At 30.1% G+C, this 20,995-nt stretch carries 22 protein-coding genes; 18 read left to right on the top strand and 4 right to left on the bottom strand.

Features of this window, described 5'->3' with window-relative positions; all coding sequences use genetic code 11:
• The first annotated feature begins 17 nt into the window (after positions 1–17).
• The 4 genes from P3X86_RS01100 to P3X86_RS01115 all read left to right on the top strand — a co-directional run bounded on the left by P3X86_RS01100 (position 18) and on the right by P3X86_RS01115 (position 2,655).
• On the top strand, positions 18–482 hold the full coding sequence (locus P3X86_RS01100; protein ID WP_483290777.1) for a DUF6985 domain-containing protein: 465 nt from the start codon (positions 18–20) through the stop codon (positions 480–482).
• A gap of 318 nt (positions 483–800) precedes the next feature.
• Positions 801–1,142, top strand: a complete 342-nt coding sequence (locus P3X86_RS01105) for a hypothetical protein (protein ID WP_483290778.1) — start codon at positions 801–803, stop codon at positions 1,140–1,142.
• A gap of 1 nt (position 1,143) precedes the next feature.
• A complete protein-coding gene (locus P3X86_RS01110; RefSeq protein ID WP_483290779.1) occupies positions 1,144–1,353 on the top strand; it encodes a helix-turn-helix transcriptional regulator in 210 nt (69 codons plus the stop codon).
• A gap of 60 nt (positions 1,354–1,413) precedes the next feature.
• The gene (locus P3X86_RS01115) at positions 1,414–2,655 is read left to right on the top strand and encodes a serine hydrolase (protein WP_483290780.1); all 1,242 of its coding nucleotides are present in this window, start codon (positions 1,414–1,416) and stop codon (positions 2,653–2,655) included.
• A 148-nt stretch (positions 2,656–2,803) separates the two neighbouring features.
• On the opposite strand, the gene P3X86_RS01120 is transcribed toward P3X86_RS01115, so the two are convergent.
• Positions 2,804–3,286: a hypothetical protein gene (locus tag P3X86_RS01120; RefSeq protein WP_483290781.1), complete on the bottom strand. Its 483-nt coding sequence runs from the start codon at positions 3,284–3,286 to the stop codon at positions 2,804–2,806.
• Between the two features lie 264 nt (positions 3,287–3,550).
• Here P3X86_RS01120 and P3X86_RS01125 point away from each other — a divergent pair, with 264 nt between their 5' ends.
• The 6 genes from P3X86_RS01125 (at position 3,551) to P3X86_RS01150 (ending at position 9,922) form a co-directional block, all read left to right on the top strand.
• Positions 3,551–5,026 (top strand): protein adenylyltransferase SelO, encoded by a 1,476-nt coding sequence (locus tag P3X86_RS01125; RefSeq protein ID WP_483290782.1) that lies wholly within the window; start codon positions 3,551–3,553, stop codon positions 5,024–5,026.
• Positions 5,027–5,320: 294 nt separating this feature from the next.
• A complete protein-coding gene (locus P3X86_RS01130; protein WP_483290783.1) occupies positions 5,321–5,578 on the top strand; it encodes a CD3324 family protein in 258 nt (85 codons plus the stop codon).
• A 180-nt stretch (positions 5,579–5,758) separates the two neighbouring features.
• Positions 5,759–6,649 carry a GNAT family N-acetyltransferase gene (locus P3X86_RS01135; protein ID WP_483290784.1) on the top strand — a complete coding sequence of 297 codons (891 nt, stop codon included), beginning with the start codon at positions 5,759–5,761 and terminating at the stop codon, positions 6,647–6,649.
• A 178-nt stretch (positions 6,650–6,827) separates the two neighbouring features.
• Positions 6,828–7,760, top strand: coding sequence for a hypothetical protein (locus P3X86_RS01140; protein ID WP_483290785.1), 933 nt, complete (start codon positions 6,828–6,830; stop codon positions 7,758–7,760).
• Positions 7,761–7,944: 184 nt separating this feature from the next.
• On the top strand, positions 7,945–8,487 hold the full coding sequence (locus tag P3X86_RS01145; RefSeq protein WP_483290786.1) for a GNAT family N-acetyltransferase: 543 nt from the start codon (positions 7,945–7,947) through the stop codon (positions 8,485–8,487).
• A gap of 337 nt (positions 8,488–8,824) precedes the next feature.
• Complete coding sequence (locus P3X86_RS01150) at positions 8,825–9,922, top strand: helix-turn-helix transcriptional regulator (RefSeq protein WP_483290787.1); 1,098 nt, start codon at positions 8,825–8,827, stop codon at positions 9,920–9,922.
• A 255-nt stretch (positions 9,923–10,177) separates the two neighbouring features.
• Here the strand turns inward: P3X86_RS01150 and ychF are convergent, their stop codons facing one another.
• A complete protein-coding gene (gene ychF / locus P3X86_RS01155; RefSeq protein ID WP_483290788.1) occupies positions 10,178–11,269 on the bottom strand; it encodes a redox-regulated ATPase YchF in 1,092 nt (363 codons plus the stop codon).
• A 253-nt stretch (positions 11,270–11,522) separates the two neighbouring features.
• Here ychF and P3X86_RS01160 point away from each other — a divergent pair, with 253 nt between their 5' ends.
• The 5 genes from P3X86_RS01160 to phoU are packed head-to-tail and all read left to right on the top strand — an operon-like array spanning position 11,523 to position 15,541.
• A complete protein-coding gene (locus tag P3X86_RS01160) occupies positions 11,523–12,368 on the top strand; it encodes a phosphate ABC transporter substrate-binding protein (RefSeq protein ID WP_483290789.1) in 846 nt (281 codons plus the stop codon).
• An 18-nt stretch (positions 12,369–12,386) separates the two neighbouring features.
• Positions 12,387–13,307 (top strand): phosphate ABC transporter permease subunit PstC, encoded by a 921-nt coding sequence (gene pstC / locus P3X86_RS01165; protein ID WP_483290790.1) that lies wholly within the window; start codon positions 12,387–12,389, stop codon positions 13,305–13,307.
• A gap of 15 nt (positions 13,308–13,322) precedes the next feature.
• On the top strand, positions 13,323–14,123 hold the full coding sequence (gene pstA / locus P3X86_RS01170; protein ID WP_483290791.1) for a phosphate ABC transporter permease PstA: 801 nt from the start codon (positions 13,323–13,325) through the stop codon (positions 14,121–14,123).
• A 3-nt stretch (positions 14,124–14,126) separates the two neighbouring features.
• The gene (pstB, locus tag P3X86_RS01175) at positions 14,127–14,879 is read left to right on the top strand and encodes a phosphate ABC transporter ATP-binding protein PstB (protein WP_483290792.1); all 753 of its coding nucleotides are present in this window, start codon (positions 14,127–14,129) and stop codon (positions 14,877–14,879) included.
• Positions 14,880–14,893: 14 nt separating this feature from the next.
• Entirely contained in the window at positions 14,894–15,541 is a 648-nt protein-coding gene (gene phoU / locus P3X86_RS01180; protein ID WP_483290793.1) for a phosphate signaling complex protein PhoU, read from the top strand.
• A 434-nt stretch (positions 15,542–15,975) separates the two neighbouring features.
• Here phoU and P3X86_RS01185 read toward each other — a convergent pair whose 3' ends face one another.
• On the bottom strand, positions 15,976–16,521 hold the full coding sequence (locus P3X86_RS01185) for a GNAT family N-acetyltransferase (protein ID WP_483290794.1): 546 nt from the start codon (positions 16,519–16,521) through the stop codon (positions 15,976–15,978).
• A 110-nt stretch (positions 16,522–16,631) separates the two neighbouring features.
• Positions 16,632–17,261, bottom strand: a complete 630-nt coding sequence (locus tag P3X86_RS01190; protein ID WP_483290795.1) for a hypothetical protein — start codon at positions 17,259–17,261, stop codon at positions 16,632–16,634.
• Positions 17,262–17,540: 279 nt separating this feature from the next.
• Here P3X86_RS01190 and P3X86_RS01195 point away from each other — a divergent pair, with 279 nt between their 5' ends.
• The 3 genes from P3X86_RS01195 (at position 17,541) to yfmH (ending at position 20,951) form a co-directional block, all read left to right on the top strand.
• Positions 17,541–18,080, top strand: a complete 540-nt coding sequence (locus P3X86_RS01195) for a YhcN/YlaJ family sporulation lipoprotein (RefSeq protein ID WP_483290796.1) — start codon at positions 17,541–17,543, stop codon at positions 18,078–18,080.
• A gap of 295 nt (positions 18,081–18,375) precedes the next feature.
• Positions 18,376–19,659, top strand: a complete 1,284-nt coding sequence (yfmF, locus tag P3X86_RS01200) for an EF-P 5-aminopentanol modification-associated protein YfmF (protein ID WP_483290797.1) — start codon at positions 18,376–18,378, stop codon at positions 19,657–19,659.
• A 2-nt stretch (positions 19,660–19,661) separates the two neighbouring features.
• Complete coding sequence (yfmH, locus tag P3X86_RS01205; protein ID WP_483290798.1) at positions 19,662–20,951, top strand: EF-P 5-aminopentanol modification-associated protein YfmH; 1,290 nt, start codon at positions 19,662–19,664, stop codon at positions 20,949–20,951.
• The last annotated feature ends 44 nt before the right edge of the window (positions 20,952–20,995 follow it).

Here is a 20,995-nt window from a genome sequence, read left to right on the forward strand (position 1 = left end):
GGGGGATAAGAAATCAGATGAATATTTTTGGTGATATTAGGTACGATGAATTTTGGAGAAGAGACTATGAACTAACTATTTTTGGAAGCACATTTACAGGGGAACTTCTAATTCTTGCTAAAGAAGAAGAAGAAATTGAAGAAATGCAAAAGTTGTCGTTTAAAGAATTTGAACAAAACAAAGATGTTATAATAGCAGAGTGTGAAGAACAGTTATATTTGTATTATTGTAGTGTTGTTGATGAATATAAAGATTGTTATAGAAAAAAAGATTTTGATTCACATTCATCTAAAGTTAGCAACAAGAAGGTAATGAAAAATTTGCTAAAGTTCAAAGCAGTATATGTACCATATAGTTTCGTAAAAGAACAACGAAGGATAGGGATTTTGTTTGAGTCAACTTTTGAAAAGGAGCATGGTATAGGAGTTGAAATAATAGATAACAAAATCACAGAAATAGGTTATCAAGTAGTTGCACTGTAGGAATGTTCAATAGATAAATAGTTAGGGAAGTATAAAAAAATAAATTGTAACATTTAGTTCTGATTTATGTGAACTAGTGGTAAACAGTATAACACAAAAAACGGTATAGCTTAGAACTTATATCTTTCACGTGATTATTCAAACCATTGTAATCAGAACAATCATCTATAATAACAATAGGGATGTCTTATATAAGATATCCCTTCTAATAAATAGTATACAAGTAAATAAATTATTTTATTAAGTTGACAAATAGTTTAGCGATGTGATATATTTATAACAACATGATAGAAATATATCACATGAGAGGTGACAGATATGAAAGTAAAACAATTTAATCCACTTGCATTACTAGGGTTATTATCATTATTAGGGTTGGTGGGGATTATTAAAGATGAACCATTATGGTACAGTTGGTTTGGGTGGTTTGTTTGGTTTAAATATTTGAATCATCCTATCGATGAAAGATTTAAAAACAACATAAACAAGGCTAGTAGAAATGGTTTTATTGTAGCTGTAGTTGGTATTATGACTATAATCTTTATGAAAGGGATTCATATTGCAGAGAATATTGTTAATGGTATTATGGCAATAGCATTTATTGCGATGATGCTGATATTTGTAGTATCATTTTTGTATTTTGAGAAATTAGGTGATTAGAATGAAGCTAGTGACAAAAATAAAATATTATCGTTTATTAAACCATATGTCTCAAGAAGATTTGGCTAGCAAAGTTGGCGTTAGAAGGGAAACGATTGGAAGATTAGAAGCAGGAAAATATAATCCATCATTAAAATTGGCATATGATATTTCTGAAGCTTTTAGTGTAGCTATAGAAGATATTTTTAGTTATGAAAAGAATGATTCTTAATAATATTGAGTACATAATAGAACTATGTTGACATATATAAAAAAAATGAGGGGTGGTAAAATGTTAAAAAGAGTAATATCTCTAGTATTAGTATTGTGTATTTTGTCTATGACTGTTGCTTTTTCTGCAGATGTTCAAGAAAAGGTGAATGATGATCCGTGTAAGAAAATATTAAAGGAACTTTTTACTGTTGAAGGGAGTAAACTAGAAGCATATTTTAGTGAGGGATTTTTAAAAAAAATACCAATAAAACAAGTGATAGCAAGTATCCAGTGGTATAAGCACAATCTAGGCAATATTATTGAAGTTACTAAAGAAGATAAAAAATATATAATGGAATTTGAAAGAGGTAATTTCACATGTGAAATTGCTCTTGACGAAGATAAAAAGATAATAGGACTATTTTTTAGTAGTTGGAAATTGAAAGAGGATACACTGGAAAGAATTATATCTGAATTTGAAAGTTTTAAATGCGATTTTTCAATTTGTATAAAGAAAAACAAAAAAGACCTATTAGTTGGAGTTAATCATAAGGAAAAATTGGCAGTAGGCTCTGCATTTAAACTATACGTACTAAAAGCATTATACGAAACTATAGAAAGTGGCAAAGTAAATTGGGACGATATAATACAGCTAGATAATGAGAATAAGTCACTCCCAAGTGGGATGATACATGAATGGTCTGAAAAAATTCCTGTTACAATTAAAACACTGTCAAACTTAATGATATCAATTAGTGATAATACTGCAACTGACCATTTAATTGGATATCTTGGTAAAAGAAGAGTTGAAAAGTATATGGATAAAGAGAACTGTCCACTATTAAAAACAAATGAAGCTTTTAAACTCAAATATTCAAAAGATGCAAAAATATTAGAACAATATTTAAAAGCGAATTTATATGGTAAAAGAAAAATACTTAAAGATTTAAATGATAAAATTACCTTATCTAATTTAGAAATTAAAAATACTCCAACACATATAAAAGACATTGAGTGGTTTTTCTCAACAGAAAGTCTTTGTGATGTTATATATGATTTAAAAGATAGTGATGAATTAAAAATAAATCCTGGATTAGTTTCAAAAGACAAATGGGCAGATTTTGCATACAAAGGTGGATCGGAGCCAGGAGTTTTGAACTATACACAGTTGATTCAAAAGCAAAAAGATGGAGATATTTATGCTATATCAGTTACTTTAAATAATACAAATAAAAATATAAACAACCAAAAAGCCACAGAATTATTTCTCAGACTGATAGAATTAATTAATAAGAATAAGCTTGTTGTAAAGAATAAATAGTTATTTATTCACTTTAATAGTTAATAAGATATTTAAAATCGAATTCTAAAAAGTGCAATAGAATAATAAAAAATAAATGGTGTAAACTTCTATAAATATTAAAGAGAAGATTACACCATTGTTAGTTTAATAGATAATAAATAGTTGTTTATTTCCAGTTATATAGGTTCTTAACTACATTATCATAAGGAGTATAAGGGAAGTCAGGTTTATTATAATGAGCATAAAGCTTTAGTTCTTTATCCTTATAATCCACTTTGAGATGTAGCATACATCCTATTGTATTAGGGCTAAGAGCAGAACCAAGTTTAACGTATACTTTTTTGCAGTAAGGTAAGTAGGATATTGTTGGTCTACTGTAATCTATTTTTTTAATAATAAGTTTACCTCCTAGTTCCTTGTAAATAACTATTCCGTCGATTTTACTACAGTTTTCATTGTACGAATATTTTAGACAGATATTATTATCAAATAGATACATTTCATGATCATAATCCTTATTCAAAAGTTCTGAATCTGGTGGGATTACTTCGGCTGAGTTGTCCGTTATAGTTAATGCATAAGCATTAACAGGTACTAAAATAACAAATAACATTACTAGTGTGATGATTTTAATTAATTTTTTCTGCATTCTTAATGCCCTCCTTAATTATAAAGTGAATTTTGCTATAAAGCATAAATACATTATAGAAAATAAATAAAACGTTTTCAAATATTAATTATTACCAGTATTGGAATTCGTTTCGCTGAGTATGTCTTCTTGACCAAGCTTGTGTGTGTTATAAAATAATTTTTATTAAACTGTTTCTTTTAAAAATAACATAATAAAGTATATAAAGATAAATACTAATTGTGATATTTTTAATGAATAAATATAAACTTGAAAGGAGATAACATGATGGAAAATAAAAATGATTTAAATCAAGGATGGAACTTTGATAATACCTACGTAAAGTTACCTAGTATATTTTTTACTAAAACAAAACCAACACTTGTTCCTAGTCCAAATCTAATAAAATTCAATGATTCATTAGCATTAAATTTGGGATTAAAAGCAGAATTTCTTTTAAATAAAACTGGTGCAGAAGTGTTTTCTGGAAATGCATTACCACATGGCTCTGATCCTATAGCACAGGCTTATGCAGGTCATCAGTTTGGTTATTTTACAATGCTTGGAGATGGTAGAGCTATATTGCTAGGGGAGCAAATAACACCAACAGGAAATAGAATAGATATTCAGTTAAAAGGAGCAGGCAGAACACCTTACTCACGAGGAGGAGATGGTCGTGCTTCCTTAGGACCAATGCTAAGAGAGTATATTATAAGTGAAGCTATGTATGGACTTGGCATACCAACAACTCGAAGTTTGGCAGTGGTCACAACAGGCGAATGGATAACTAGAGAAGAACCACAAATCGGTGCAATATTAACTAGAATAGCTTCAAGTCATCTAAGAGTAGGTACATTTGAGTATGCTGCTAAATGGGGTAACATAGATGAGCTGAAAAGCTTAGCTGATTACGCACTCAAAAGGCATTTTCCTGATTTCGCAGATAAAAGCAATAAATATTTATATCTTTTACAGGAAGTAATCAAAAAACAAGCACAGCTTATAGCTAAATGGCAATTAGTTGGCTTTATACATGGAGTAATGAATACCGATAATATAACGATTAGTGGAGAAACCATAGATTATGGACCTTGTGCATTTATGGATACCTATGATCCAAACACTGTGTTTAGCTCAATTGATATGCATGGGCGATATGCATATGGCAATCAACCGCAAATTGGAGCGTGGGATTTATCAAAACTTGCCGAGGCGTTACTTCAACTTTTAGATGAAGATAAAGATAAAGCTATAGATATTGCAAGTGAATCAATTTCTAACTATGGACAAATTTATCGTTTAAATTACCTATCCGGGATGAGATCAAAATTAGGTATACATAATGAAGAAGCTGAAGATGATGTTTTAATAAAAAATTTACTAGATATTATGCATAAATACAAAGCTGATTATACTAATACATTTAGAGCTTTAACGCTTCAGAAATTAAAAGATATGAAGATGTTTTGCTCATCAGAATTCATAAAATGGCATGAATTATGGCAAGAGAGACTAAACAGACAAAATGCATCAAAAGAAGATATTTATAATCTAATGAAAAAAAGTAACCCATCAGTTATACCAAGAAATCACAGAGTAGAAGAAGCACTAAAATCAGCAGTAGAGCATAGTGACTATAGCGTAATGAATCGTTTGTTAGATGTATTATCTTGTCCATATGATTATACAACAAATCATGAAGAATATGCTAAATTACCTCCAAAATCAGATGTGCCGTATAGAACGTTTTGTGGGACGTAATAGTGAAAGAAGATGTATCCTACTGAGACATTGCTAAATTATTTGTATCAATTAAATTTAGTGTTAAAATAATGTTATATATGATATAGTGAAATAGTTACATACATCTTAGACTAGAGTTTTTTGGAGGTGGAAATTGTATGAAAAGAAGAATTATTTTACGAAATAGCTTAGACCAAGCTATAGCCCATGCAGAGTAAGCGATAGTATAAACTATTTCTGTATGGGAGTAATAGACTACTATCTGCTGAACTCTGTACTTTATTTATAACTAATAAATAAGGAGCGGATATTATGAAATATGTAAATGCAGCAGAAGTACTACCAAAACATTTGTTAACTGAAATTCAAAAACATATAAGTGGTAAAATAATATATATACCAAGTGAAGATAATCATAGATGGGGAGAAAAGAGTGGTTCTAGAAGCTATTATAAGAATAGAAATAAATCGATAAAGAAAAAATATCAAGATGGCTACACTATAGAACAAATATCCATAGAATACGGATTAGCATATGAAACAATAAGGAAAATTATATATAAAAAATAATATAGAGCTGTTTTGTAATGCAAATTATTGCGTTATTGAGTGCTTTAACTTATATTGAAAAGTATAGTAAAGGGATGTCTGATAGGAGATCCCTTTTAGGTATAAATTGACTATATCCAAAGTTAGCATTTATATTATACTGTCTAGAGGTTATTATATAGTAACAGAGGAGGAGATATCATGTCGATAAGGTTTAGAAATTACACAAAACAAGCAGGTATTACAGATGATTACTATAAAGTAAGATCATTTTTCATAAAATTAGGTTATGCAGAGTTTACATATACAAGATGGGACTGGATGATAACTCATGTTATGCTAGACAAGGACTCAGTGGGTAAAATCGGTATGTGGGAAGATAATGAACAGATAGTAGGAGTGGCAACATTTGACTGTATGCTAGGAGAAGGTTTTTGTTTAACTTTACCTGAATATACATATCTAAAAAAAGAGATGCTAAGCTATGCAAAAAGTAATTTCTCTAAAGATGGAAGTTTTGGCGTTATGATTGCAGATACTGATTTGGAATTTCAAGATATTGCTAGTGAACTTGGATTTATAGCCACAAAGGAAAAAGAAAATGATGCAATTTTTTATACAGATAAAACACCTACAGCATATGATTTGCCAGAAGGTTTTAATATTACTTCAATGAAAGAAACTTATGACTTATATCAATACAGACGTGTAATGTGGAAAGGATTCAACCACGAATTAAATGGAGAAGGTGAACTCAAATTTACTAAAGAAGTTGAGCAGTTAGCTAAAGAAGCTATGCTACGTCCTAATGTTGATTTGAGTTTAAAAATAGCTGTAACTGAGCCAAACGGAAACTTCGTTTCATATTGTGGTATGTGGTACGATGAAGAAGCTGGCTACGCAGTAATAGAACCAGTGGCAACAGATCCAGATTATCGCAAAATGGGTTTAGGAAAAGTGGCAGTGCTAGAAGGAATAAGAAGGGTTAAAGAGCTTGGAGCTAAGACTGTTTTAGTAGGATCTTCACAGCAATTTTACTACAGTATCGGTTTTCGTCCATATAAAACAACTACAATGTGGAAGGAAAGATAGATAATTTATAAGGATTTGTAGAAACGAAAATGTGAAATAGGTAGCATAGGCTAGTTATTTTAGTGGACAGAAATTTATACATAATTGAATATAATGGTATAAGATATGTGAAATTAAACCTAATGGATTGTTCGCGAGTTGTTAAAAGTTATTAATATCTAATACAGGGGGCTAGATAGTGATAAATATAGGAGTTGATTGGAATGATTTGCGAAGATATATTGATGAACAAATATTTACTTTGCCTGGCATTACTAATCATGAAGAAAAGTTAACGGTGTTATTAACAGGAAGTAGAGCACTTGGTACATATTCTTGTAACTCAGATGTAGATATAGATATAATATGTTCAAGAGAGATATTTGATAACATCCAACGTGCTATGTATCAAAAGAAATTAACACCAAATACTAGCCAAGCTTTTTACCAATTGCCTACTGAAGGTTGGGATAGATATTTTGGTAAAGAAGTATCACAACCACACTTTAGTATTACGCCAATAGATGTTATAGAAGACCAATTTAAAAATTATAATGATGTTGCAATTTGGATTTGGATTAATGCAGTTATTGTTATTGATCCTTTGAAACAGTTTAAGAGTATAGTAGAGAATTTTAAAGGTTATACAGATGATGTATTGTTTAGAAAAGTTAAGTATAGATACCTGCTATCACTTTACTGGTTAATTGATGGGTATCCACATCATCATAAAAATAAAGAAGAAGAATTGTTTACTGCTTCATTATCTATATTAAATGGAATAAATGAGATGTATAGATTGTTTTTTCTGCTTGATGGTAAACCATATCCATATGCTGAGAAACTACCAATCTATGCTTCATCAACAAAACTAGGAAAGAAATTTAAAGCATTCTTTGATAAAGCTATTAATATGACATTGGGTAATGGTTACGAGGATATTACTATCTGGGATAGGTTGGATAAAGTCATTGAAATTTTGTTATACGAAGATAAAAGTAAAGAAGCACGGGAACTGTCAGAAGCATGCGATAACGAATTGCTTAGTTTGGGGATTGATACAGATTGGGTAGAGTCAGGATATGATAATATTGATGAGTTATTGCATGGGAAATTAGGTCCTACACCATAACAGTTTATTTCAGAAAAACTTTATATAGAGAATCAAAAATATTCAGTGGAAAATATATATAACACTATAAAAAGCTAGCAATGTACAGAGTACAGCTAGCTTTAAATTTGTGGTTATTTGTTTTTCAGAAAAAGGGTATAGATGATATAATGTACATTACATATAAATACAAGGGGGATTTCAAATGATATACGATAAAAATAAGCAAGAGATTACGACTAATAGGTTGATACTGAGATTATTTGAAGAAAAGGATGCAAAAACGGTTACAGAACTTTGCAACAACTATAACCTTTACAAAAGTACATTGAATCTACCTTATCCTTACACTGAAGAATGTGCTCTAATATGGATAAAAAATCACAAATCCAATTTTATCAATAATAAATTATATGAGATGGCTATTATTGATAAAGAGACTGGGACGCTATATGGTTGTATTTCACTAAGCAATAACAAAAACTTTGGGCGTGGAGAGTTAGCGTATTGGATAGGAGAAAAATTCTGGGGTAATGACTATGCAACAGAAAGCTCAAGGGCAATGATAGAATTTGCCTTTAAAGTAAAAGGAATGCACAAAGTATTTGCTCGATACTTTGCTTCAAATCCAGCTTCAGGTAGAGTTATGGAAAAGGTAGGGATGATAAAAGAAGGTATACTGAAAGAACACATTATCAAAGAGGGTAGATATAAAGATTTGATATATTATGGGATTGTTAATGAATAGAAGAGAGTATTATGTTTTTTATTAAAATGCTTTTGCTAACCTGAATTATTCATAGTGATTCACTTAACGGTACTCCACATCACATAGCTACTAAATCTCTGATAATTTTTGCTTTCATTTATTAAGTGAAGCTAAAATAATAGAAAAAGAGCTTCAACTTTGTTAAAATGAAGTCACCACAACTAACAATAAACAAAGGAGAAATTTTTTATGTCTAGTTAAAGTACACTTCCAACCGGGGCGAAGTGGTAAATACCCTATAGAATTCATAATAACCACAACGAGTATCATAAATTATTGCTTCATATTGCTTATACTTTTGTTATAGGAGGTGCTAATGAACACAAAAACTATTTATGAAATAATCAAGTATATAGAAGATCATATTACTGAAGTCATATCACTGAATGAGATAGGAAAGATGGTTAACTATTCACCATATCACTGCTCAGCTTCTTTTCATAAATATCATGGAATATCAATAAAGAGCTATATTAGAAAAAGAAGATTGCAACTTGCTTCAGAAGATATCAGAGAAACAGAAATGAAAACCATAGATGTAGCATTTAAGTACTGCTATTCATCACAAGAAGCTTTCTCTCGTGCTTTTGCTAAGCAATTTGGAGTGACACCATTTGAGTATCGAAGAGTTCACCTACCTATTTTAATCTATGATGAAAAAAAAATATTAGCAAAGCGAGGTAATAATTTAATGAAAGATGAATCAATTAGAAATATTCAAAATGAGATATCTGGTAAGAATTCAGTAAAAGTACTTCATGTTTTGAATGGCAGATGTATGATGCAGGAGTTTAAGGAAAATGGTCATTTCAAAGAGGATACTACCTATATTCCATTCAATGAAGCCATGTGCTGGGGAAGTGTAACTGAAGATTTATTCTCTGATGCTTTTATAAAAGCAAGAGTGATGTCACATCAAATAACTGTGAAAGAGTATAAAAATAATGTTATAAAGCCCTTAGAGCCGTTGTTTTTGAACGATTTTAATACAATTGTTTTATGGTTTGGATCAGATATGTTTTGCCAAATAAATATGTTAACAATACTTGCCTATTTGGATAAGTCTGATTTTTTAGGGGATGTGCTATTTTGTATGAAAAATGAAATAGCAAATGAAATGCTACCTGAAGCATATGAGATTGATAGTGCAGGGAGTTATGAAAATTATCTTAGCATTCTTTGTAAAAAAGAAATGCCAGTTAATAAAATGCTACCTGCTACATATCAAGCAGCTTCTCTATATTTAAGTTACAGATCACCAAATAGTGAAATCAATGACTATATAAGAAAAAATTCAAGTAAGGATAGAAAAACACTTATTAAAGACTTACTTAAAACATTTCCACAGTATGGATTAGGTGATGTGCAATTTGATATGATGATTAGCGACATAGTCAACAGTAAAGCTCTTTAATACCAACATAGTAAATAAAGGGTGGAATTTACTAAAATGAGTAAAATACAAGGAATAAAAAATATCGAGGGTAGAAAAAAACTAACCTCGATATTTTGATGTAATAATTTTTTATACAATAATGTGTAATGAGGTGATAAGCTCTAGAATGAGTAAAGTACAAGGCGTTTAAATTTTCACGGATATGAGCGTACAACCGTACGCGATTAGTCGGGAAAATTTAAACAACGCAGTAATTTGCCATTCTAGGACTTATCACACGTTGAAACGGAATTCGACAACATCTCCATCCTTCATAACATATTCCTTACCCTCAAGTCTAAGCAATCCTTTCTCCTTAGCAGTTGCTAAAGAACCACATTCAACTAATGCATCATAATCAATTACAGCTGCTTTGATGAACCCTTTTTCAAAATCTGTGTGGATTCTACCTGCTGCTTGTGGTGCTTTCCAGCCTTTTTTTATCGTCCATGCTCTTACTTCTTTTACTCCTGCTGTTAGGAAAGATATAAGTCCTAGTAGCTTGTAACTTGCTTTTATCAATTTATCAAGTCCCGATTCTTTTAAACCAAGTTCCTCTAAGAACATTTGTTTTTCTTCTGGTTCTAACTCAGAAATTTCAGATTCTATTTTTCCGCATATAGTTATAACCTCTGAGCCTTCATTTTCTGCATGTTGTTTTAAAGCTCTTAAGTGTTCATTCTCGTTTTCGCTTACTATATCATCTTCGGATATATTAGCTGCGTATAATACTGGCTTGTTAGTTAAGAAATTGTATATTTTATTGTATTTTAATTCTTCTTTTTCAAATTCAACACTTCTAACTGGCTTACTGTTTTCAAGTGCTTCTTGAGCTTTTTTTAGGTAGCTAACTTCTTTTATTAGTGATTTATCTGATTTGGCTTGCTTTTCTACTCTAAAAAGTCTTTTAGTTACCATATCTAGGTCAGCAAGTATAAGCTCTAGGTCTATTATTTCAATATCTCTTATTGGATTAATATCTCCTTCTACGTGAGTTATATTTTCATCTTCAAAGCAACGAACAACATGTACTATAGCTTCAACTTCTCTTATATGAGACAGAAATTTATTTCCTAATCCTTCGCCTTTGCTAGCTCCTCTTACCAAGCCTGCAATATCAAAAAACTCTATTGCTGTTGGTACTTTCTTTTGAGTGTTGTACATTTTTTCTAGTACATCCAATCTTTCATCTGGAACTGAAACTACTCCTACATTTGGCTCTATTGTACAAAATGGATAGTTAGCTGATTCAGCACCAGCAGAGGTTATTGCATTGAATAGAGTACTTTTGCCAACGTTTGGCAGTCCTACTATACCAAGTTTCATTTATATCTTCCTTTCATTTCATTATAATCATTAGATTTTTAGTTTCTATAAATATTCTAAGGTTATACCACACTAGTGTAAATTATACATGATAGTGGTAATTATATCAACTATAAATAAACTCTTATAGAGCGAATGTTAACATGGTATTAACTATTACTTAACATAAAGTTAACCTTTACAAAACAAAATTAACAGAAATACTTGTTATACTTTAGCTGTAACTAAAAAGGATAATAAAGGAGTGTTATATTTGAAAAAATTAATTATTGGTATGAGTTTATTAGTAGCTATCTTATTTACAGCCATAGGATGTTCAAATGAAAAAGTGGCTAGTAGCAATGCGAGCAAGTCCATTGATGTTGTAGGATCTACATCAGTTACTCCAGTTGCCACTAAATTAGCAGAAGCTTTCAGTAAGCAAAAGAATAATGTAAAAATAGACGTACAAGGTGTAGGTTCAACTCATGGAGTAAAAGCTGCAAATGATGGAATTGCAAATATTGGTATGGCTTCAAGAAATCTTAAATCAGGAGAAAAAGAATGGGGATTGACTCAGCACATCATAGCATATGATGGTATAGTTATTACGGTGCATCCTAGTAACGAAGTTAGTGATATAGATGTGGAGACTGCACAAAAAATATTCAGTGGCGAAATAAAGAATTGGAAAGAAATTGGAGGTAAAGACGAAGATATACTAGTAATTAGTAGAGAAGCAGGTTCGGGTACTAGAGGTGCTTTTGAAAGTATAATAAAGCTTTATAAAAAAAATAGCGATGGTAAAAAAATCAGTACAGTTGTAAAAGATGCATTAATAGCAGATAGCACAGGCGCTGTTATGGCCAATATAAGTAAAAAAGAAAACTCTATAGGATATATATCACTTTCTTATTTAAATGATTCAGTTAAAGGCTTGAAATTAGATGGTATTGTTGCAAGTATACAGAGTATAAAGGATAGTAAATACAAACTAGCTAGACCATTTTTATTTGTTACTAAAGGAGAGCTAAACGATACTACTAAAGAGTTTATAGATTATGTTTTAAGTGATGCAGGGCAAAAAATCATTAGTGAAAAATTAATACCCGTTAAATAGTAAGAGAGGATTATAGATATGAAAACAGCTGATTTAAAAATTAATAATACAAATGTGTACAATAAAAGAAAATTACTGCCAAATAGCTATAAAAAAGTAATAGAAAAAATATCTGAAGGATTATTTTTTATAAGCACATGTATTTCAGTATTGAGTGTTTTCAGTATATTGATATTTATATTATTAAAGGGTGGGCCAGCTATATTGAAAGTAGGAATAAGTGATTTCCTTCTAGGGTCTCAGTGGATACCTGAGGCGGATATATATGGCATAAAGCCTATGGTAGTAGCTTCGTTATATGCTACAATTGGAGCAATCTTAATAAGTGTACCTATAGGAGTTTTAACAGCTGTTTTCTTAGCTGAGATAGCACCAAGAAATGTGGCAAGGATTGTAAAGCCTGCTGTGGAGCTACTTGCTGGCATACCGTCTGTTGTCTATGGTTTCTTTGGATTATTAGTGATAGTACCTATTATACAAAAATATATAGGAGGAGTAGGCAATAGTTTACTTGCTACTATAATAATTTTAGGGATCATGATACTCCCCACAATTATCAATATATCATGTAATTCAATTAAATCTTTACCAAAGGAGTACAGAGAAGGTTCTTTAGCATTAGGAAGTTCTAAGATTCAAACCATATTTAAGGTGTTATTGCCTGCTGCTTCTTCAGGTATTTTGACCTCAGTTGTTTTGGGTATTGGTAGAGCAATAGGGGAAACAATGGCTGTTATATTAGTTTCAGGTAATACTGTGGTTATACCTCATACGTTAACTGATAGAGTCAGAACGTTAACGGCAAATATAGCTATAGAGATGGGCTATGCTTATGGTTTACACCAAGAAATGTTGTTTGCTACAGGAGTTATTTTATTAATATTTATAATGATTCTTAATTTATCATTAAATTTAATAACACGTAAAAAACTTAAGTAATCAAGGAGTGTTTGTATGAAGACTAGACGTATTAAGGACAATATTATGAACATATTGATTTGCTCAAGTGCTATTATAACCACTGGAGTGCTTATTTGGATAATAGGTTATGTTGTACTCAATGGTATAACAAAGATTAATATTTCTGATATATCGTCACAGATAATAATTACTATTTATATTATAGGTATTACTCTTTTGATATCTGCGCCCATTGGTATATTTTCAGCTATATATTTAGTCGAGTATTCTAAGAAAGGGAAGTTTATTAATTTTATTAGATATACGACAGAATGTCTAGCATCTATACCCTCGATTATATTTGGATTATTTGGCATGATATTATTTGTAGTAATACTGAAATTTGGTTGGTCGATACTAGCAGGCAGTGTTACGCTTAGTATTATGGTCTTACCTACAATAGTTAGGACGACAGAGGAAGCTTTAAAATCCGTACCTGATTTATACAGAGAAGCTAGTCTGGGTCTTGGAGCTAGTAAACTAAGAACAGTTTTATACGTAGTTTTACCAAGTGCAATACCTGGTATTTTGACAGCTATTATCCTTAGTATCGGTAGAATTGTTGGAGAAACAGCTGCTGTATACTTGACTGCAGGAACGGTAGCCAGATTGCCAAGTAGTGTTTTTGATTCAGGTAGAACATTATCTGTTCACTTGTATTTATTAGCTAAGGAAGAGGTATCTTTTGATAAAGCTTACGCTACGGCAACTGTTTTGATAATTATAATACTTTTTATAAATTTGTCTACCAATAAGATAGCTAGAAGATTAACTAGATCAAAAATGGAGGTATAGCATATGGGAGATAGAGTTTTGATAAGTGGACTAGATTTATATTATGGTCAATTTCAAGCGCTTACAGATATAAATATTAATATTCCAGATAAAAAGGTTACTGCTTTGATAGGACCTTCAGGCTGTGGGAAATCTACATTTTTGAAGACTATAAATAGAATGAACGATTTAATAGAAGGTGTGAAAATAAATGGCAAGGTAATGCTTGATAATGTTGATATTTATAAAGACATAGATGTAACAAGACTCAGAAAAAAAGTTGGTATGGTGTTCCAAAAACCGAATCCTTTTCCTATGAGTATTTTTGAAAATGTGGCTTATGGACCTAAAGCTCATGGTATTAAGAATAAAAATAAATTAAATGAAATTGTCAAAAGAAGCTTAGAAGCAGCTGCTTTGTGGGATGAGGTAAAAGATAGACTTAAAAAAAATGCTCTAGGGTTATCTGGAGGGCAACAGCAAAGGTTATGTATTGCTAGAGCGCTAGCAGTAGAACCAGAAGTGCTGTTAATGGATGAACCTACATCAGCATTAGATCCTATAGCGACTGCAAAAATAGAAGATCTACTGCAAGAGTTAAAGAAAGATTATACTATAGTTATAGTAACACATTCTATGCAACAAGCTGGTAGAATCTCTGATAACACAGCATTTTTCTTAATGGGTAAATTAGTAGAATACGGTGAAACCAAAAAATTATTTGCATGTCCTACTGATAAAAGAACCGAAGATTACATTTGTGGAAGATTTGGTTAAGTGAGGTGTATAGAATGAGAGAATATTTTGATAATCAAATAGAAGAAATCAGAAACAAAGTTATGAAGATGGGAAACATGGTTGAGGATATCATAACTCTTACAATGTCAGCACTACTTGATAAAGATGGAAGAGTGATAAATTATATAGTTAAGCTTGATGATGAAGTAGATGAACTGGAATTAGAAATAGAGAAGAATTGTTTAAGCGTTATAGCTCTTCAACAACCAAAAGCAAAAGACTTGAGATATATTAGCACAGCACTAAAAATAATAACAGACCTTGAGCGTATAGGAGATTTAGGAGTAAATATAGCCAAAGTTATTAGAGAAATTGGAGAAGATGAGTTTATAAAACCATTGGTTGATATTCCTAAAATGGGTGGTTTAGCTGTAAGTATGTTAAATAATAGTTTGAATAGCTATATCAATGAAGATATAGACTTAGCTATAAATACTGCTCTAAAAGACGACGAAATGGATAAACTATACAAAGGTATATATATAGAATTATTAGATATGATTAGTGTTAATAGTAGTGTGATTAAACAATCCACACAGTTACTTTTTATTGGAAGATATTTAGAAAGAATAGGGGATCATGTAACTAACATATGTGAGAGAACAGTGTTTATGATTAATGGTAAAAGAGTTAAATATTGATTTAACCTGAATTATTCATGGAACATTGATAAATATGATGTAGTTTTCTAAATTACAGTATTTCAGCGATTTTGAAAGCGTACTGAGTGGTACGGTGAAAAAGAGATGGATATATTGTAATTAGAAGGATGCAATATAGTTATTATTTTTCTATGAATAATTTAGGTTTAATAATAATTCCCCCAATTAAACATATGTATCCTAAGTATAGGGCTGTTTTGTGTATAAATAGCCCTATTATTGATTTTCCCAGTGACATTGTTGGTTGAAATGTTAAGAAAGAACATCTTGTATATATAGAAATCAAAGTTTAAAAAGACATCAGCTAGACCACCTCAAAAAGCTGAACCAATAAAATTATGAGTAATCTCAGGAACCCACAGAGATAATCTAAAAAAAGAATATAAATAACCAACAAACACACAAAGAGCATATTATTTTATATAATCATCTACAGTTAAATTCCAAATCATATGATCACTGCCTTCATCCCAGTAATCTATAAGATAATATTCAGGGTCTTTAAATTTCTTACACCACACCTTTTGCGCGGTTTTATAGCCACTGTCCATACAGAATTTGTTGATGTCTTTACTTTTCATCTCCTTTAAAATAGCATCAATCATCATACTTCCGATACCTTTGCTTTGATAATCAGGATGTACATATATCGTACCTATTTCGGGTATATCTTGTAGTTTACCATTAGTACATTCAATAATTAAATCATTTGGATTGCCATAACAAATAGAACCGACAATTTCATCATTAGAAGTAACAATCAGAAAAAATCTATCATTTCCATTGCTACTAAAATCTTGATCGAGCTGATTTCGTTTATCTATTATTTCTATATCAATCAAATCTACTAAGTTATCTATGTTGTTTTTCTTAAATGTATCTCTTATAACGACCTCAAAAAAATCGTTTATTATTCTAGCTTCTTCTATTTTAGGTCTTCTTATGGTTAAATCATGCATGTAATATCTCCTAACATACTTAGTATTTTTCTATTAAAATAAGAGGTTTTAAAACCTCTTATTTTGTATTTGAGTGAAATAGCCTTTATATATAATGTATTGTAACCAAATTAATCTGCAGTTAGATTTCTAACTACAATTTTTTTGACTACATCATTATCAAGTAAAAAAATCATTGCTATTGGTTTATCATCAAATGTAAAGTAGCAATAGTCTGTATAAGTCTCTAAATCAATTTGCTCATTGCCTCTTTTTAATCCCTGTATTTTCATGTCTGCAAGAGGCTTTTCTTTTCCACTGTTAAGCGGATACTTTTCTTTTATGCCATAAATTTGTTTGATTTTTTTAAAAGTTTCATTTACAGTTACACCTCTAAAAGTAGTTATGTTTTTGTCTGTTATATCTATTTCAGTTACTGTACCGTTTTTTAAATCAAAATTTACTCCAGCATCTATAGTAACATTCATGCCTTCATAATGCAATATAACAAAATACCCATGATGGCTTATGATTGTTTCATCTGTAATGTTTGTTGTTTTTAAAGGTTGGCCAAGTATTTCAATAAGTTGTTCATATTTTGTATCAAATATTAATATGTTTTTAATTTTAAAGTCATTTTCTATGTAGCCTGCTAATTTTCTGTCTTTTACATCCTTGTCATTGTTTAATACATAGTAGAAGCTTAATAATGCTATTATGACAATAGTAAATATGGATATTACATAATGTTTTTTGGTCATTTTTACCTCCATATTACGGTACATTATATATTATACAATATATCAAGCAAAATTCAAATGATTTTAAACTATAACGTACATGTTTTTTAAAATATCATTGATATTTTGGTATGATTGACTTGTTTAAATTTTTTTAAAAACGATATCTTTGAAAAAATAAAAATACTTGGAAAAAATATAAAATAACAAAATTAATATCAAATATTACGTACAATATAAATCGTTTTTGGAGGAAAAATAATATTGAAACAAATTTTAAAAATTTCAGGAGGTGAAACTTTGTTTAAGAGAATATCATTACTTTTATTAGTGTTTGTTCTGATATTTACATTAGCTGTTGGTTGTGAAAAGAAAGCTAAGGACGAAGAGAAAGATTCAAACACAACACAGGAAAACAACACTAACAATGAAACAAGTGATATAGGCTATAAATCTGGTACGAATTTAGCAGGAAACTATGGCAACTACATGAGAAATAGAATGCTAAATGAAAATACGATGGAAATGCAAATAGCAAATAACGTTCAAAGATTACCAGAAGTAAATAATGCTGTATGCTTGGTAAATAATAAGAATGAAGCGGTTGTTGGTGTAAACTGTAAAGGTATACCTAGTGGAACAATACCCAGTAATATACAGTCTAAGATTAAAAGTGAAATAAAGAAAGCAAACCCAAATGTTAAGAATATTATTATAACGTCAGATGATGAAATGTATAGCAAGATAGGAAATTTATCAAACAGAATCAATCAAACTACTAATACTATAAGAACAGACTTAGATAAGATAATGAATAGTATGAGAAATAGGATGAGATAGGTAGTTATAAAAAAGAGAGTAAGTATAAAACTTACTCTCTAAAACCGTAGACAAAAGCCCAATTTCTGCGCCAATGTTAAAATTGAACTTTTACTAAAGTCTGCTAGTTTGATGACTTTGTCATCAATCTAAGAGAGTAAGTTTAAACTTACTCTCTTTTTTAAAAGAATGGATAAAATATACCATCTAGCAAATAATAAGTTAATAACATCAAATATCAAAGGTCGAAATTTGCTGAAATTTGCCAAAAACGCTATAATATAAAATAACAACAAATATGAATGGAGGTTTTATATTGGCACTCAATATGGAAAGAATCAGAATAAGCAATGGTGTAAATCTTAATATTGTAAAAACTAATAAATTCAAATCAAATCTAATAAACATCTATTTCATAAGGCCTCTGAATAGAGAAGAAGTAACTACAAATGCTTTATTACCTTTGGTACTTAAAAGAGGAACTAAAAGATTTAATACGTTAATTGACATTGAGAAACAGTTAGAAGAAATGTATGGAGCATCTTTAGCAGTAGGTATATCAAAAGCGGGTGAGAAGCAAATAATGAGGTTTTCTATAGAGGGAGTTAATCCTGATTATGTTGAAAATAAAGATATGTTAAGTGATATGTTTAAGATGGTAAATGAAATCATAAACAACCCGTACATTGAAGACAATGGATTTAAGAGTAAATATGTCAAGCAAGAAAAAGAAAGACTATCCAATAAAATTAGTAACAGGATAAATGATAAAAAAACATATGCTAGTGAAAAATGTTTAGAGACTATGTGTAGTGATGAACCATATAGTATATACAAGTTTGGATATGAAGAAGACTTTGATGATATTACACCTACATCCTTGTATGAACACTATCAAAAAGTCTTAAAGACGAGTAGAATAGAGATATTTGTAATAGGAGATGTTAGTCAAAGAGAAGTAGAAAATGAAATACGCGAGGAATTTAAATTTGAAATTGAAGAACCTGTAGAACTACCTAGAGAAAAAATTAGTAAAGATATCAAAGAGGTAACAAAGATATCTGATAAAATGGATGTTGTCCAAGGTAAGCTATCTATGGGTTACAGAGTCAATGTACCTTATGAAGATGAGCTTTATGATGCGTTTATCGTCGGAAATAATATCTTAGGTGGAGGAACAGATTCAAAGCTGTTTTTAAATGTTAGAGAAAAAGAGAGTTTGGCGTATTATACATACTCTAGAGGATATAAATTTAAATCAATAATGATGATAGATGCTGGTGTGGAATCAGACAAAATGGATAAAGTGATAGATATAAGTAATAAACAAGTAGAAAGTGTGAAAAATGGTGAGTTTGAGGATAATGATATTAAGATTGCCAAAAACTCAATAATTACATCTATTAAATCAATGTATGATGATCCATATTCAATATCCGAATTTTTCTTCACACAGGCTCTAAGTAAAAGTAGCAGAAGTCTTAGAGATATAATATCATCAATAAATAAAATTGATAAAGAAAGTATAGTCAAATCGTTCCAAAATATACAGCTTGATTCTATATATATGATAGTATCTAACAGAGACAAGGAGGAATGAAGATGAGCCTAAAAAAAGTTGAGAGCTTTAAGCTTAATGAAGAATTGTACTCATATGAATTTGAGAATGGATTAAAGGTGTTTTATGTACCAAAACCACAATATACTATTAAATTTGCTATTTTTGCAACTAATTATGGTTCAATAGATAGCAGGTTTATACCTATAAATGAGAATGATTTTATAGATGTACCAGATGGTGTTGCACATTTTCTAGAACATAAATTATTTGAAGAAAAAGAAGGCAATATATTTAATGAATTTTCAAAGTTAGGTTCTTATGTTAATGCGTACACCAACTTTAATCAAACTGCTTACTTGTTTTCATGTACTGATAATTTTAATGAGAATCTGGATTTGTTAGTAAAGTTTGTACAGGATCCTTACTTTACAGATGAAAATGTAGAGAAAGAAAAAGGTATTATAGAACAAGAGATAAAGATGTATGAAGACAATGCTAACTGGAGAGTGTTTTTTAACTGCCTAAATGGTATGTATCATAACCATCCAGTAAAAATAGATATAGCTGGTACTGTAGAGAGCATTAATAAAATAGATAAAGAAATACTTTATAAATGCTATAATACTTTCTACAATCCTAAAAATATGGTTTTATTTTTGGTAGGGGATTTAGACTTTAATCAAGCAATTAATCAAATAGAATCAAGTATGAGAAAAGATATACACATTTTAGATCACGAGATAAAAAGAGATTATCCTATAGAACCTAAAACGGTTAACAAAGATTATGTTGAGCAAAAGCTTGATGTAGCAAAGCCACTGTTTACAATTGGATTTAAGGATACTGATATAGGCTATGAAGGAGAAGAGCTAGTAAAAAAAGAAGTAGCTACTATAATGCTTATAGATATGCTTTTTTCTAAAAGTTCGAAATTCTATCAAGAAATGTATGATTCAAAACTGGTTAATGGACCTTTTGGTTTTCAGTATATTGGACAAAGAGATTATGGCCATACTTTAATTTCCGGAGAATCGGAGAAACCTAAAGAGTTATTGACTAAGATACTGGAATATATTAAAGATGATGGTATTGAGGATTTAATCAATGAAAATTTTGATAGAGTTAAAAAGAAATTTATTGGTTATCACATTACTGATTTGAATTCAGTTAGTTTTATAGCTAATAATTTCATATCATATTATTTTAATGATTTCTTATTGTTTAACTATATAGCAATAGTAGAAAACATGAAGTCAGAAGACTTAATAAATAGATTAAGACAATATTTAAATGACAAAAATCACACATTATCAGTAATCAATCCTCTTTAGATAAGTTGACGTGAGCTGTCTTATGCCCTATAATCTTAATAGGA

This window comes from Abyssisolibacter sp. ZYX002 (assembly GCF_056892235.1).